The organism is Rothia nasimurium (assembly GCF_049068285.1).
Classification (GTDB): domain Bacteria; phylum Actinomycetota; class Actinomycetes; order Actinomycetales; family Micrococcaceae; genus Rothia; species Rothia nasimurium_I.
This window is the reverse complement of sequence record NZ_JBLKPV010000002.1, coordinates 146,994-162,488: the sequence shown is the minus strand read 5'-3', so window position 1 is coordinate 162,488 and position 15,495 is coordinate 146,994. Positions and strand designations below refer to the sequence as shown.

Below are 15,495 nucleotides of genomic sequence, written 5' to 3'. Positions count from 1 at the left end.
ATAGTAAATACTGATTAATTTTGTGTTGAGAGGCTAAGCCAAGGACCATGACCGCCCCCACCCCCAACGGAAACCTCACCCACGTGCGCGCCGATGGCAGCGCCCACATGGTCGACGTCACCGAAAAGAACGAAACCACCCGCACCGCCATAGCCGAAGGCTACGTCATCACCAGGGCGGATGTCATCAACAAAATCTTCGACGCCGACCTACCCAAGGGGGACGCCCTGCCCGTCGCCCGCGTCGCCGGCATCATGGCAGCCAAGAAAACCCCCGACATCATCCCGCTCTGCCACCCCCTGCCCCTGGGCAAAATCACCATCGACTTCGAACGCCACCCCGACCGCGTCCGCATCGAAGCCCTGGTCAAAACCCGCGGAGTCACCGGCGTAGAAATGGAAGCCTTGAGCGCGGTCTCCGGCGCGGCCCTCACCGTCTACGACATGATCAAGGCCGTCGATAAGCAGGCCACCATCACCGGCCTGCGGGTCCTGGAAAAAACCGGCGGAAAATCCGGTGACTGGAAGGTAGAGCAGTGAGCAGTAGCTACACCCTGCCCGAGAACCGCACCGGCCTGGTGATTGTGGCCTCTACCCGTGCCGCCCGCGGTATCTACGAGGACAAGTCCGGCCCCCTAGCAGTAGCCTGGCTGCGCGACCAGGGCTTCGACACCCCCGACGCCGTTGTGGTGGCGGACGCGGACGTCCCCGCCTACATCGACCGGCTGGTCGCTACCGGTAACCTGCCCACCTTCATTCTGACCAGCGGCGGAACCGGCCTTAACTCAGACGATACAACCGTTGAGGCAGTGCGCCCCCACCTGACCAAAGAAGTCCCCGGCATCATGCACGCCTTCTGGCGCCGGGGCCTCGAAAACACCCCCGCCGCCGTGCTCTCCCGCGGAATCGCCGGCGTCATCGGCACCAGCTTCATCATGACCCTGCCCGGCTCCACCGGAGGAGTCAAGGACGGCTGTGCCGTGCTCGAACCCCTCGTCACCCACATCTGCCGCCAGCTAGAGGACTACCATGACCATTAACCGCACAGACCCTCACACCACAGCCCCCTCGGTGGCTAATCCCTACGCCGGGCGTCCGTTCGAACCGGTAGATTCCACCGTCGTACACGCCTCCATCACCGAAGAACCCCTTGAACCTCTCCTAGCAGGAGCGAAAGAAGCAACCATGACCCGCGCCATGGGCGCCCTCGTTGTATTCGACGGCATCGTGCGCGACCACGACCATGGCCAGCCGGTAGCCGCCCTAGCCTACTCTGCCCACCCCCAGGCGTCCGACTACCTGGAACGCGCCCTGCACTCGGTGGCAGAAGAAATCCCCGGCGTGCGCCTCTGGGCTGCCCACCGCATCGGCCCCATCCCTATCGGCGAATCCGCCCTCACCGTCCTTGCAGCGGCAGCCCACCGCGGCACAGCCTTCACCGCCTGCTCTTTGGCTGCCGACCGCATCAAGGCCCAGGTGCCCATCTGGAAAGAACAAGAACTCACCGACGGCAGCGTGCAGTGGGTGGGAATCGATACGCCCACCGGCTAAGGCTTTCGAGTCGAAGGTACGAAATGGCAGGTGGGCTTCAGCCCCACTCTAGAGAAAGACTTCCTATGACCTCTGAACTAACCTCGCTGGCCTACCAGCTCTACGGGCGGCAGATGATTCTGCCGGAGATGGGGCAGGTGGGCCAGGAAAAGCTGAGCGCGGCAACGGTTGCGGTGATTGGGGCAGGCGGCCTGGGGTCCCCGGCCTTGCTCTACCTGGCAGGCGCCGGTGTTGGGCGCATTATCGTGATTGACGACGACACGGTAGAAACCTCTAACCTGCACCGCCAGGTGGTCCACTCCTATGCCCGGGTGGGAGCATCCAAGGCAGATTCAGCCGCCCAGACTCTGCGTGAACTCAACCCCCTGGTTGCGGTCGAAACCGTCAAGGAACGCCTGACCGACGCCAACGCAGAAAAACTGCTGGCCGGGGTGGACGTGCTGGTGGACGGTTCCGACAACTTCCCCACCCGCTACACCGCCTCCCGTGCCGCAGCCGCTCTGGGCATTCCCCACGTCTGGGGTGCAATCCTCGGCTTTGATGCCCAAATGAGCGTCTTTTGGGCAGGGCATGGGCCGATTTACGAAGACCTCTACCCGGTCGAACCTGCACCAGGTTCAGTGCCAAACTGCGCTACTGCCGGTGTCATCGGTGCGCTCGCCGGGGTGATCGGCACGGCTATGGCCATGGAAACCATCAAAATCCTGACCGGCATTGGCCAGCCCCTCATGGGCGAAGTGGGCTACTACACCGGCCTGACCGGCCGCTGGGAGTACATCCCCCTGGTTGCATCGTCCACCCGCGCCACTCCTGCTGAGCCTGCGCGTCTGCCTGCTGCCGACTGGGAGCCCGCTACCGCCGAGCCTGACCAGTACGGCACGGAGGTCACCTGGGCCGACATTTCAGGCTCCGCCTATTTTGAGGGAGTGCCCCTGATTGACGTGCGGGAGCCGCACGAGCACAGGGCGCTGGCTGTGCCGGGCAGCTTCAACCTACCGCTTTCCCTGATTCGCCAAGCGGCCAGCGATACCGGTCTTCAACCTGCTATTGATACCGTGCTGCCTAGCCACCGGGGGCGGTACGCCCTCTACTGTGCAGCCGGGGTGCGCTCGCTTGAGGCTCTGAACCTGCTCACCGCCGCCGGTTTTAGCGACCTCTACAGTGTTGAAGGTGGAATGGATGCCTGGTTGCAAACACGGGGCTAACGGGAAGCCCGCTAGCCCGACCTGGCAAACATGCATTATGAATACGTAATTAGCGAACATTTTTATTCGGTATTTATTACGCAATATTTTGGGTAGACTGGTGCCCATGACACAGCAGGCATCACACACACCTGGGCCCGACGGGCCGCTCACTGATAAGCTCATCAAATTCGGCAAATTCTTCACCAAGTGGGACGAAACCGATGACGGTCGCGCCGCCTTCCTTACCGGCGGCCGGGCAGGCGACGTCTTCTACCGCAACCGCTGGAGCCATGACAAGGTCGTCCGCTCCACCCACGGCGTTAACTGCACCGGTTCTTGTTCCTGGCAGGTCTTCGTCAAAGACGGCGTGATCACCTGGGAGGCCCAGGCCACCGATTACCCCACCGTCGGCCCCGACCGCCCTGAATACGAACCGCGCGGCTGCCCCCGCGGTGCGGCCTTCTCCTGGTACACCTACTCACCGACCCGCGTGAAGTACCCCTACATTCGCGGTGTGCTGCTTGAAATGTACCGCGAAGCCCGCGCCCGCCTGGGTGACCCCGTCGAAGCCTGGGCCTCCATCGTGAGCGACCCCGAGAAGCGCTCCCGCTACCTGAGCGCCCGCGGTAAGGGTGGCCTGGTGCGTGGCTCCTGGGCAGAGGCCCTCGAAATGGTCGTTGCAGCCCAGATTCACACCATCAAGACCTACGGGCCTGACCGTAACATCGGCTTCTCACCCATTCCGGCTAAGTCCATGGTCTCCCACGCCTCCGGTGCCCGCTACATTGAGCTCATTGGCGGCGTGATGACCTCCTTCTATGACTGGTACGCCGACCTGCCGGTTGCCTCACCCCAGGTCTTCGGCGACCAGACCGACGTGCGCGAATCCGGTGACTGGTGGGATGCCACCTACCTGATGATGTGGGGCTCCAACATTCCGGTCACCCGCACCCCCGATGCCCACTGGATGGCCGAGGTGCGCTACCGCGGCACCAAGGTCGTCTCTGTCTCACCCGACTACGCCGATAACACCAAGTTCGCCGACGAGTGGCTGCCCGCCCAGGCCGGCACCGACGCAGCCCTGGCCATGGCCATGGGTCACGTGATTCTGAAAGAAAACTTCGTGGACCGCCGCGTGGACTTCTTCGAGAACTACGTGAGCACCTACACCGACTTCCCCTTCCTCATTACCCTCGAAACCCGGGAAGATGGCACCACCGTACCCGGCAAGTTCCTCACCGCAGCGAACCTTTCTGAGCACGCATCTGTGCCCGATGCAGCCTTCAAGACCGCCCTGCTCAACCGGGAGACCGGCGAGGTTGTCGTACCCAACGGATCTATGGGCTACCGCTACAACGCAGAAGATGAGGGCAAATGGAACCTGGACTTGCAGGGTATCAAGCCTGCCCTCTCGATTCTGGATCTGCCCACCGGGGCCGAAAGGGCCGTCGAAATCAAACTACCTGCCTTCGATGAACCCTCGGGCCGTGGCAAGGTCATCACCCGTGGCGTGCCCACCATTACCGTTGAGGGCAAGACCGTCACCACCGTCTTTGACCTCATGCTGGCCCAGTACGGCATCGGCCGCCCCGGCCTGCCCGGTCACTGGGCAACAGGCTTTGAGGACGCCGAGACCCAGTACACCCCCGCCTGGCAGGAGGCCATCACCTCCGTACCCGCAGAAGCCGTAATCCGCACCGCCCGCGAGTTCGCCCAGAACTCCATTGACTCGGGCGGGCGCACCATGATTATCATGGGCGCCGGCATCTGCCAGTGGTACCACGGCGACACCACCTACCGTGCAATTCTTGCCCTGCTCATGATGTGCGGCGCCGAAGGCCGCAACGGCGGCGGCTGGGCCCACTACGTCGGCCAGGAGAAGGCCCGCCCCATCACCGGCTGGGCCCACATGGCCAACGCTCTCGACTGGATCCGCCCGCCGCGCACCCAGGCCGGTACCGCCTTCTGGTACATGCACACCGACCAGTTCCGCTCCGATGGGCGCTCAACCGATGCCCTGCAATCGCCCCTGGCCAAGGGGGATTTGCGCGGCGTCCATACCGCGGACGTCCTGGCCCGCTCCGTGCGCATGGGCTGGATGCCCTTCTACCCCCAGTTCCCCGAGAACTCCCTGGATCTGGCGGACGCCGGTGCCGCAGCGGTTGCCGCAGGCACCGCCGCTTCTGAGGCCGACTATGTGGCCCAGCGCCTCAACTCGGGTGACTTGGACTTCTCGGTGGAGGACGTCGACAACCCGGTCAACTGGCCCCGTACCCTGGTGCTCTGGCGCAACAACCTGCTGGGCTCCTCCGCCAAGGGTGAGGAATACTTCCTCAAGCACCTGCTGGGCACCCACAACTCCGTGAGGGGCCAGGACGCCGAGGACTTCAAGCCCGCCGAGGTCAAGTGGGCCCAGGAAGCCCCCCAGGGCAAGCTGGACCTGCTGGTCACTACCGACTACCGCATGACCTCATCCACCCTGCTGTCGGACATCGTCTTCCCCGCCGCTACCTGGTACGAGAAGCACGATATTTCCTCTACCGACATGCACCCCTACATCCACGCCTTCTCCCCGGCCATCAACCCGCCCTGGGAGACCAAGACCGACCACCAGGTCTTCAAGGAGCTGGCCTACCTCTTCTCTAAGTGGGCAGCCAAGCACCTGGGCAAGCGCAGCGACCTGGTATCCGTGCCCCTGCAGCACGATACCCCCGGTCAGCTGGCGCAGCCCGGCGGCCATGCACCTGACTGGAAGAACCAGGGCATCAAGGGTATCCCGGGTAAGAATATGCCCATCTTCACCGTGGTGGAGCGCGACTACCCGGCTATCTACGACATGTACACCTCTGTTGGCCCCCTGCTCTCCAAGCTGGGCACCACCACTAAGTTCGTGACCGTGGACGTCAACGAGCAGCTGGCCCAGCTTGCTGAGGAACACGGCGTCATGGGTAGCGGTAAGGGCGCTGGCCTGCCGGCTCTCGACACCGATATCAAACTGGCCGACACCATCCTGGCTCTTTCGGGTACCTCCAACGGTCCCGTTGCTCTCAAGGGCTTCAAAGCCTTGGAAAAGCGGGTGGGCAAAAAGATGCACCACCTGGCTGAGGGTAACGAAGAAAAGCGCATTAAGTTCCGCGATACCCAGGACCGACCCTGCCCCGTCTTCACCTCACCCGAGTGGTCAGGTTCTGAAACCGGCGGACGCCGCTACGCCCCCTTCACCCTCAACATCGAGCAGCTCAAGCCCTTCCACACCCTCACCGGTCGTATGCACTTCTTCCTCGACCACGACTGGATGAGCGAGATGGGCGAGCAGCTGCCGGTCTACCGCCCGCCACTGGATATGCACAACCTCTTTGGCGAACCTGAAATCGGTGAGACCGGCGACCTCTCGGTGGCTGTGCGCTACGTTACGGTTCACAACAAGTGGGCTATCCACTCCTCCTACCACGACAACCTCTACATGCAGACCCTCTCCCGCGGTGGCACCCACGCCTGGATGAGTCCGGCGGACGCCGCCAAAATCGGGGTCAAGGACCATGACTGGATCGAGTGCGAGAACGCCAACGGCGTCTTCGTGGGCCGCGCGGTGGTCTCCCACCGTATGCCTGAAGGTGTGGTCTACGTGCACCACGCCCAGGAGCGCCTGGTCAACATTCCCAAGTCAGAAGTCTCGGGCAAGCGAGGCGGCATTCACAACTCCGTCACCCGCATCATGGTCAAACCCACCCACCTGATCGGTGGCTACGCCCACCAGGCCTACGCCTTCAACTACCTAGGACCCACCGGTAACCAGCGAGATATCGTTTCAAGAATTCGCCGCCGCAAGCAGGAGGTAACCTACTAATGCGCGTCATGGCACAAGTTTCAATGATCATGGCCCTCGACAAGTGCCTGGGCTGCCACACCTGCTCCGTCACCTGTAAGCAGGCCTGGACCAACCGAGCCGGTACCGAATACGTCTGGTTCAACAACGTCGAGACCCGCCCCGGCCAGGGCTACCCCCGCCGCTACGAAGACCAGGAAAAGTGGAAGGGCGGCTGGGTGCTGAACAAGCGCGGACGCCTGGAACTCAAGAGCGGTAACCGCTTCAAGAAACTCTTTACCCTCTTCGCCTCCCCGGTTCAGCCCGAACTCTCGGACTACTACGAACCCTGGACCTACGACTACGAGAACCTCACCAACGCGCCCCTAGGCGATGACTTTCCCACCGCGCGTCCTAAATCTCTGATTACCGGTGAGGACACCTCCATCGAATGGGGCCCCAACTGGGACGACAACCTGGGCGGAGCCCACGAGTCCGGCCACCTGGACCCCCTGGTTGAAAAGGTACGCCAGCAGTCAGAAGAGAAGATCAAGTTCGAGTTCGAACGTACCTTCATGTTCTACCTGCCCCGCATCTGCGAGCACTGCCTCAACCCCTCCTGCATGGCGTCCTGCCCCTCCGGCGCTATCTACAAGCGCGAAGAGGACGGCATCGTGCTGGTCGACCAGAACCAGTGCCGCGGCTGGCGCCAGTGCATCACCGGCTGCCCCTACAAGAAGATCTACTTCAACCACAAGAGTGGTAAGGCCGAAAAATGTACCTTCTGCTACCCCCGTATCGAGCACGGTATTCCCACCGTCTGTGCCGAAACCTGCGTGGGTCGCATGCGCTACATCGGTATCTTCCTCTACGACGCCGACCGCGTCACCGAAGCAGCCTCGGTACCCGATGAAAAGCAGCTCTACCAGGCCCAGCTCGACATCATGCTTGATCCCTTTGACCCCGAGGTCATTCGTGAGGCAACCAAGCAGGGTATCCCCGACTCCTGGATCACCGCAGCCCAGAAGTCCCCGGTCTACAAGCTGGCCAAGGAATGGAAGATCGCCCTTCCCCTGCACCCCGAATACCGCACCATGCCCATGGTCTGGTACGTACCGCCGCTCTCACCCATCATCGACCTGCTCAAGGAACAGGGCCACGACGCAGAGTCCCAGGCCAACCTCTTCGGAGCCATCGACTCCCTGCGTATCCCCGTCGAATACCTTGCCGAGCTCTTCACCGCAGGTGACACCACCATCGTGGTCAATGTGCTCAAAAAGCTAGCCGCCATGCGCGCCTACATGCGAGACATTACCCTCGGTGGCGTCGGCAACGAAGAGATCGCCCACGAAGTCGGCATGACCGGTGCAGAAATGTACGAGATGTACCGCCTCATGGCTATCTCCAAGTACGAAGAACGCTACGTCATTCCTCCGGCCCACCTAGAGGACGCCCACAACCTCGAAGAAATCGGCTGCTCCCTCGACACCGACGGCGGCCCCGGCATGCTCTACGACGGAGCCTTCACCGACCCCGGTGATCGCCCCGTGCCTGTCTCCGCAGGTTCCTACGCTAACGCCGCCCGCGCCGACGGCAAGGTCGACATCTTCATGTGGGATGGCAAAACCCGCCCCGACTCCCTCTTCCCCGACACCTCCGGAAGCAAGAAGGTCTAGCCGTGGCAGGATTCTTCTCCAAACTCATCAAACGCAACGCGGCGGAGGTGGAACCTGCCACCCCGCCCTCGGGCGACCCCTTCGACATGGACTGGGGGAGTGGGCACCCCACCGACGCGGTGGTCTACCAGCTCACCAGTGTCCTCATGCGCTACCCCTCCGAAGAAACCCGCGCCCTGCTGCCCGAACTCACCGCGCTCGCCGAAGAAACCGGCAACGACTACCTAATGCGAGGTGTAGCCCGCATTAAGACCTGGTACGAGACAACCGAGCTCGACGCCATGCAGGCTGAATACGTACAGGAGTACGACCTGTCACGGCGCCACGCCTTCCACCTGTCCTACTGGACCGAGGGCGATACCCGCCGCCGCGGCGAGGCCCTGGCCCGTTTCAAGCAGATGTACCGCGACTCCGGCATGGTCACCACCCTGCACGGGGAACTGCCGGACTACCTGCCCATGGTTCTTGAATTCACCGCCCTGGTGGACGCCCGGGCCGGGCGGGCAGCCCTACAGGCCTACCGACCCTCCCTAGAACTGCTTCGCCTGGCCCTGCGCGATGACAAGTTGCCCTACTACGAGCTGATTGAGGCGGTCTGCCAGACCCTACCCGGAGTTTCCCCAGAAACTCAGGCGGACGTGCAGAAACTGGTCACCGCAGGCCCGCCTGCAGAAGCCGTCGGCCTGGCCCTGGCCCCTGGCGACCCCCGCCTGCTACCCCTTTTGCTGCCCCACGAACAGACACCCGGCGCCACCATCGGTGCCGACCATAAGAACGGAGCCACCCTGTGACCGGCACAGTTAACGCCCTCGACTTCTTCCTCTGGGGCATCTTCCCCTACATCACCCTCGCCATCGTCATCGGCGGTACTCTCTGGCGCTACAAGACCGACCAGTTCGGCTGGACCACCCGCTCCTCCCAGATGTACGAGTCCAAGCTGCTGCGGATTGCCTCCCCCATGTTCCACTACGGCATCCTGGTCGTGCTCGTGGGCCACATCGTGGGTCTGGTGATCCCCAAGTCCTGGACTGACGCGGTTGGCATCTCGGAGCACTTCTACCACATCAACGCCCTGGTACTGGGCTCCATTGCAGCGGTTGCTACCCTGATCGGCCTCTTCGCCATGATTTACCGCCGCCGCACTTCGGCCACCGTCTTCCGCGCCACCACCTGGAACGACAAGATGATGTATGTAGCCCTGACCTCAGCCATCGTCCTTGGCTCAGTTGCCACCCTCTTCAACGCCATGGAAATCGAGGGGCACCACAACTACCGTGAAACCGTCTCGGTCTGGTTCCGCTCCCTCTTCTACTTCCAGCCCAACGTCGAGGCCATGGCCAGCGCTACTACCTCCTTCCATATCCACGTCATTGTGGCCATGATCCTCTTCTGCCTCTGGCCCTTCACCCGCCTGGTGCACGCCTTCACCGCACCCCTGCACTACATCTTCCGGCCCTACATCGTCTACCGCTCCCGCGGCAAGCGCAACCACGCCCGCGGCTGGTCACCGGTCGGCACCGCAGATTCCGTGAATAAGGACGCCCGCACGGTCGAGCGCCAGCACCACCACCACTAAGGAAAACACCATGTCTACTACGGCTGTTGCTGCGAAAGATCCGCAGCTTGCTGGCCAGTTCAAGTACGTCATTATGGCGGCCCTGGCCTCCATGATTGGCTTCTGGGGCTGGACCATGATTGGCCCCCTGGCCAAGTACTACACCGAAACCTACGGCCTGACCGAGGGGCAGCGCTCCCTGCTCATTGCCACCCCGGTGATCGTTGGGTCCCTGGCCCGTATTCCGGTGGGTGCTCTGACCGACCGCTTCGGTGGGCGCATTATGTTCACCATCATGCTGACCCTGACCGGTTCTATGGTGCTCGTTACCGGCCTGGTGGGGCAGATGGGTAACTTCTCCCTGCTCCTGCTGGCAGCCTTCTTCCTGGGTATTGGCGGTTCTATCTTCGCGGTGGGCATCCCCTTCGCCGCGGCCTGGTTTGAACCCCACCGCAAGGGCCTAGCCACCGGTATTTTCGGCATGGGTATGGTCGGTACCGCCTGCGCTGCCTTCTTTAACCCCCGTATGCTGGCTGCCTTCGGCTACTTTCCCACCCACGTCATTATGAGCTGCGTCGCCCTGACCTACGCCGTCATTGTCTGGCTCTTCATCCGTGACTCACCCGTTATGAAGGCCCGCACCCCCGAGCCGGTTCTACCCAAGATTCTGGCTGTGTCTAAGAAACTGGTGACCTGGCAGCTCTGCTTCATCTACGCTGTGGTCTTCGGCGCCTTCGTGGCTTTCTCCAACTTCCTGTCAACCTACATGCAGAACATTTACGGCTATGAGGCCGTTGCTGGTGGTACCTTCGCCGCCATGTTCGCAGCCTGCGCCGTGCTGGCTCGCCCCTTCGGCGGCGTCGCAGCCGATAAGTTCGGCGGCAAGCTCACCACCCTCATCGTTTTTGTTGCTATGACCGTGCTGGCTGTCTGCATCGCCTTCGAGCCCGAGAGCACCGCTGTGAACACCCTGCTTCACGTGGTCATGGCCCTCTTCGTGGGTTTCGGTACCGGCACCATCTACGGCTGGCTGGGCAAGGTCGTTCGCCCGCAAGATACCGGTACCGTGTCTGGCCTGGTCTCGGCAGCCGGTGGCCTGGGCGGCTACTTCCCGCCCCTGATTATGGGCGCTGCCTACACCGCTTTCGGCAACTATTTCTGGGGCGTGCTGGCTCTGGCTTCTACCTGCGTGATTTCTATTCTGGTTTCCCTCTGGATGGCCTCAGACAAGAAGCCTGCCCGCGCCGCCTAAGCTCGGCTTGGCACTCCCCGTTCAGGGAGATTTCCGGACGCCCGCGCCCCGCTTTCCTGCCCTTGGGCAGGGGCGGGGCGCGGTTGCGTCCGCCCCGTAAAATCGACTTTTCCACCCCAAAAGTCCCTCATGTGGTGCTTTGGGTGTAAGGTATGGCACAATAAGGGTTGTTACAACTAAAACGCCGTTACAACTGGTGCGGGAGAGACCGTACATGCTCGAGGTTGAGGGACCACGGGCACCGGCGCCGAAGGAGCAAACCCTCCCCGGGAAACTCTCAGGCACATGTACCGCTCAGTTAGGCAACTCTGGAGAGGGGCGTCAAACCCCCACCGAAGGGGCAAAATTCGCGCCCGCTACCAAGCGTGATGGGTAGCTGCGAACTAAAACTCTCAGGTTTTAACAGAGCGGGGAGGGCACCACCACAGGGCACCCCTGTGGGCAGGTTTACCCTCTACCCTGGAGAGTTTCATGTCATTCATCGACCGCCACCTTGGCCCCCGTTCAAACGACCAAGAAACCATGCTCTCGGTGCTGGGCTACGACAGCCTCGGCGCCCTCATCAACGAGGTCATCCCTTCCAATATTCGTCTAGAGGGCGACCTCAACCTGCCCGCCCCCCTGTCCGAGCTTGAGGCCCAGAACAAGATTGCCTCCTACGCCGCCCAGAACCAGGTCAAGCACCAGATGATCGGTGCAGGCTACTACGACGCCATCACCCCGGCCGTCATCCGCCGCAACATCCTCGAAAACCCGGGCTGGTACACCTCCTACACCCCCTACCAGCCCGAAATCTCCCAGGGCCGCCTCGAAGCTCTGCTGAACTTCCAGAACACCGTCATGGAGCTGACCGGCCTGCCCATCGCCAACGCCTCCCTGCTCGATGAGGCAACCGCCGTTGCTGAGGCCGCCGTCATGATGCACCGGGCCAACCGCAAGGTCAAGAACGGCTTCTTCGCTATTGACTCCCGTGCCCTGCCCCAGACCCTCTCGGTTGTCCGCGGCCGCGCTGAAGCCCTGGGCATTCCTTTTGTGATTACCGACTTTGCCGATGGCCTGCCCGAGGGCGACCTTTACGGCGTCATTATCTCCAACCCCGGCCACGACGGCGAAGTCCGCGACATTGAGCCGCTCATCAAGGCTGCCAAGGACCGCGGCGCCCTGGTCACCGTCATTGCTGATCTGCTGGCCCAGACCCTGCTGACTGCCCCCGGCCACCAGGGCGCTGACATTGCTGTTGGCTCCTCCCAGCGCTTTGGCCTGCCCTTCTGGTACGGCGGCCCGCATGCAGCTTTCATGGCTGTCTCTAAGGGCATGGAACGTAACCTGCCCGGCCGTCTGGTGGGTGTTTCCCAGGACGCCTTCGGCAAGCCCGCCTACCGCCTGGCCCTGCAGACCCGCGAGCAGCACATCCGCCGCGAAAAGGCCACCTCAAACATTTGTACCGCCCAGGCCCTGCTGGCTATCGCCGCCGGTGCCTACGCCGTCTACCACGGCCCTGAGGGTCTGCGGGCTATCGCTAACCGCCTGCACGATAATGCCGCCCGTATCGCCGCCGCTGGTACCGCAGCCGGCCTGAAGCTGGTCCACGAGACCTTCTTCGACACCGTTGCCTTCGAGGCCGAAGGACGCGCCGACGAGCTGGTGGCCAAGGCCCTGGACGCCGGTATCAACGTCCGTAAAATCTCAGCAGACCGTATCTCCATCTCCGTGGGCGAGTCCCACACCGATGAGGTCCTGGAAGCCCTGGCATCTGCCCTGGGCGGTGAACTGGGGGAGACCGACGCCTACGAGCTGCCCGAGGCTCTGCTGCGCACCGACGACTACATGACCCACCCGGTCTTCCACCTCTACCGCTCTGAGACCTCCATGATGCGCTACCTGCGCTCCCTCTCAGACAAGGACCTGGCCCTGGACCGTACCATGATTCCCCTGGGCTCTTGCACCATGAAGCTGAACGCAGCAGCCGAGATGGAACCCATTTCCTGGCCCGAGTTCGCCTCCATCCACCCCAACGTGCCTGCCGACCAGGCTGCCGGCTGGAAGGCCCTGATTGATGAGCTCTCAGCCTGGCTGGTTGAAATTACCGGCTACGACGCTATCTCCCTGCAGCCCAACTCCGGTGCGTCTGGCGAGTACGCTGGCCTGCGTGCTATCCGCGCCTACCACGAGGCTAACGGCGATACCCAGCGCACCGTCGTCCTGATTCCCATGAGCGCTCACGGCACCAACGCCGCCTCCGCTGCTCTGGCAGGTTTGTCCGTCGCCGGTGTGGCAACCGCCCCCGACGGCTCCATCGACGTTGAAGACCTCAAGGCCAAGATTGAAAAGTACGGTGACACCATCGCCGGCATCATGATTACCTACCCCTCCACCCACGGTGTCTTTGAGGAGCAGGTTGTTGAGGTCTGCCAGCTGGTGCACGAGGCCGGTGGCCAGGTTTACGTAGACGGCGCCAACCTCAACGCCCAGATGGGTCTGGCCCAGCCCGGCAAGTTTGGTGGCGACGTCTCCCACCTGAACCTGCACAAGACCTTCGCCATCCCCCACGGCGGTGGTGGCCCCGGCGTCGGCCCCGTTGCTGTCGGTGCCCACCTGGAGAAGTACCTGCCCGGTAACGGCTTTGAAGCGGATGCCGAAGGCAAGCTGGTAGATGCGCCCCTGCCTATCTCTCAGGCTATGTTTGGTTCAGCCGGTGTGCTCCCCATCTCCTGGATGTACATCGCCATGACCGGTGCTGAGGGCCTGCGAGCTTCTTCCGAAACCGCTATCCTCTCGGCCAACTACATCGCCAAGAAGCTGGGCTCCCTGTACCCCGTGCTCTACGCGGGTGAGACCGGCCTGGTCGCCCACGAGTGCATCCTGGATCTGCGCGAGCTGACCGCCGCGTCCGGCATCACTGCCGAGGACGTCTGCAAGCGCCTCATGGACTACGGCTTCCACGCCCCCACCCTGGCCTTCCCCGTGCCCGGCACCCTCATGGTCGAGCCCACCGAATCAGAGTCCTTAGCTGAACTGGATCGTTTCATTGAGGCCATGACCCAGATACACGCTGAGATTCAGGAAGTCATCGACGGTAAGGTCAGCGCCGAGGAGTCTGTGCTGCGCAATGCCCCGCACACCGCCGAGGTCGTCACCGCCGATGAATGGACCCGCCCCTACTCCCGTTCGCAGGCCGCCTACCCCGTGCACGAGCTGCGCCTGAACAAGTACTTCACCCCCGTTGGCCGCATCGACGGTGCCGGCGGCGACCGTAACTTTGTCTGCGAATGCCCGCCCATGGAAGCCTTCGACATCGAAGTCCACAGCGCTTAAGGCTAGAAAGGTTTACCCCTATGTCACCCCAGAAAACTGCCCTCTACCAGGTCCACGCTGACCTGGGTGCCGCCTTCACCGACTTTGGCGGCTGGGACATGCCCCTCAAGTACACCAACGATGTTGAAGAGCATAAGGCTGTTCGATCAGCAGCTGGCCTTTTTGACCTCTCCCACATGGGTGAATTCCGGGTCACCGGCCCCGATGCCGGTGCATTCTTGGACTACGCCCTGCTCTCTAACATGTCCATTCTCAAGGTGGGCAAGGCCAAGTACTCCCTGCTGTTGGCCGAGGACGGCGGCGTTATCGACGACCTGATTACCTACCGCCTGGGTGAGGAAGAGTTCCTGGTCATTCCCAACGCAGCCAATGTTGCTGCCGACTATGAGGCTATGAGCGCCCGTACCGAGGGCTTCGATGTGCAGCTGGTCAATGAGACTGAGGCGACCTCCCTGGTTGCTGTTCAGGGCCCGGCCTCAGAAGCCATCCTGCTAGAGATGGACCCCTCCGACGCTGAGACCATCACCTCCATGGGCTACTACGCAGCTGCCCCGATTCGCTTCGGCAACATCGAGGCCCTGCTGGCCCGCACCGGCTACACCGGTGAGGACGGCTTTGAAATCTACGTCGCAAATGAGGACGCTGCCCAGCTCTGGGCCCTGGCCTCTGAACGCGGTGAGAAGCACGGGGCAATCCCTGCCGGGCTGGCCGCTCGCGACTCCCTTCGCCTTGAAGCCGGTATGCCCCTCTATGGCCACGAACTGGGCCGCGACATCACCCCCTTCGAGTCCGGCATGAGCAAGCTGGTTGAGATTGCCCTGACGAAGAAGACCGCCGACTTCGTGGGTAAGGACGCCCTGGTTCAGCTCTCCGAGCAGACCCCGGCTCGTTCTCTGGTGGGCCTCAAGGCCCAGGGCAAGCGCCCCGGCCGCGCGGGCTCCAAGCTGGTCGATGAGAGCGGCACCGAGATTGGTGAGATTACCTCGGGTATTCCCTCACCCACTCTGGGCTACCCTGTGGCTATGGCCCTACTGGCAATCGAGCACGCCACTGTAGGTGAGACTGTCAATGTTGATATCCGTGGTAAGGTTGCCCCCTTCGATATCGTAGAACTGCCTTTCTACAAGCGCGAGAAGTAGGCCACGAGCGCATCTC

At 62.5% G+C, this 15,495-nt stretch carries 11 protein-coding genes and 2 riboswitches; all 11 genes read left to right on the top strand.

Annotated elements, in window-relative coordinates; translation table 11 throughout:
* The first annotated feature begins 47 nt into the window (after positions 1-47).
* Positions 48-539, top strand: a complete 492-nt coding sequence (gene moaC, locus ACMXX3_RS02735) for a cyclic pyranopterin monophosphate synthase MoaC (protein ID WP_421083242.1) — start codon at positions 48-50, stop codon at positions 537-539.
* Positions 536-1,039 carry a MogA/MoaB family molybdenum cofactor biosynthesis protein gene (locus tag ACMXX3_RS02730; protein ID WP_421083241.1) on the top strand — a complete coding sequence of 168 codons (504 nt, stop codon included), beginning with the start codon at positions 536-538 and terminating at the stop codon, positions 1,037-1,039. Before moaC ends, ACMXX3_RS02730 begins: the two co-directional genes overlap by 4 nt.
* Complete coding sequence (locus ACMXX3_RS02725; RefSeq protein ID WP_421083240.1) at positions 1,029-1,550, top strand: molybdenum cofactor biosynthesis protein MoaE; 522 nt, start codon at positions 1,029-1,031, stop codon at positions 1,548-1,550. Before ACMXX3_RS02730 ends, ACMXX3_RS02725 begins: the two co-directional genes overlap by 11 nt.
* A gap of 65 nt (positions 1,551-1,615) precedes the next feature.
* The gene (locus tag ACMXX3_RS02720; protein ID WP_421083239.1) at positions 1,616-2,755 is read left to right on the top strand and encodes a ThiF family adenylyltransferase; all 1,140 of its coding nucleotides are present in this window, start codon (positions 1,616-1,618) and stop codon (positions 2,753-2,755) included.
* 106 nt (positions 2,756-2,861) lie between these two features.
* Positions 2,862-6,584 (top strand): nitrate reductase subunit alpha, encoded by a 3,723-nt coding sequence (locus ACMXX3_RS02715; RefSeq protein ID WP_421083238.1) that lies wholly within the window; start codon positions 2,862-2,864, stop codon positions 6,582-6,584.
* Positions 6,584-8,218 carry a nitrate reductase subunit beta gene (narH, locus tag ACMXX3_RS02710; RefSeq protein WP_237194736.1) on the top strand — a complete coding sequence of 545 codons (1,635 nt, stop codon included), beginning with the start codon at positions 6,584-6,586 and terminating at the stop codon, positions 8,216-8,218. Before ACMXX3_RS02715 ends, narH begins: the two co-directional genes overlap by 1 nt.
* Positions 8,219-8,220: 2 nt before the next feature.
* Positions 8,221-9,009, top strand: coding sequence for a nitrate reductase molybdenum cofactor assembly chaperone (gene narJ, locus ACMXX3_RS02705; RefSeq protein ID WP_421083237.1), 789 nt, complete (start codon positions 8,221-8,223; stop codon positions 9,007-9,009).
* Positions 9,006-9,794 (top strand): respiratory nitrate reductase subunit gamma, encoded by a 789-nt coding sequence (gene narI / locus ACMXX3_RS02700; protein ID WP_237185969.1) that lies wholly within the window; start codon positions 9,006-9,008, stop codon positions 9,792-9,794. The genes narJ and narI overlap by 4 nt, the downstream gene beginning before the upstream one ends.
* Before the next feature lie 10 nt (positions 9,795-9,804).
* On the top strand, positions 9,805-11,025 hold the full coding sequence (locus tag ACMXX3_RS02695; protein ID WP_421083236.1) for an MFS transporter: 1,221 nt from the start codon (positions 9,805-9,807) through the stop codon (positions 11,023-11,025).
* 189 nt (positions 11,026-11,214) lie between these two features.
* A riboswitch (glycine riboswitch) is annotated at positions 11,215-11,328 on the top strand.
* Positions 11,329-11,441: riboswitch (glycine riboswitch) on the top strand. It begins immediately after the preceding riboswitch.
* Positions 11,442-11,496: 55 nt separating this feature from the next.
* Positions 11,497-14,340 (top strand): aminomethyl-transferring glycine dehydrogenase, encoded by a 2,844-nt coding sequence (gene gcvP / locus ACMXX3_RS02690; RefSeq protein ID WP_421083235.1) that lies wholly within the window; start codon positions 11,497-11,499, stop codon positions 14,338-14,340.
* 20 nt (positions 14,341-14,360) lie between these two features.
* The gene (gene gcvT / locus ACMXX3_RS02685; RefSeq protein WP_421083234.1) at positions 14,361-15,479 is read left to right on the top strand and encodes a glycine cleavage system aminomethyltransferase GcvT; all 1,119 of its coding nucleotides are present in this window, start codon (positions 14,361-14,363) and stop codon (positions 15,477-15,479) included.
* Positions 15,480-15,495: the final 16 nt, after the last annotated feature.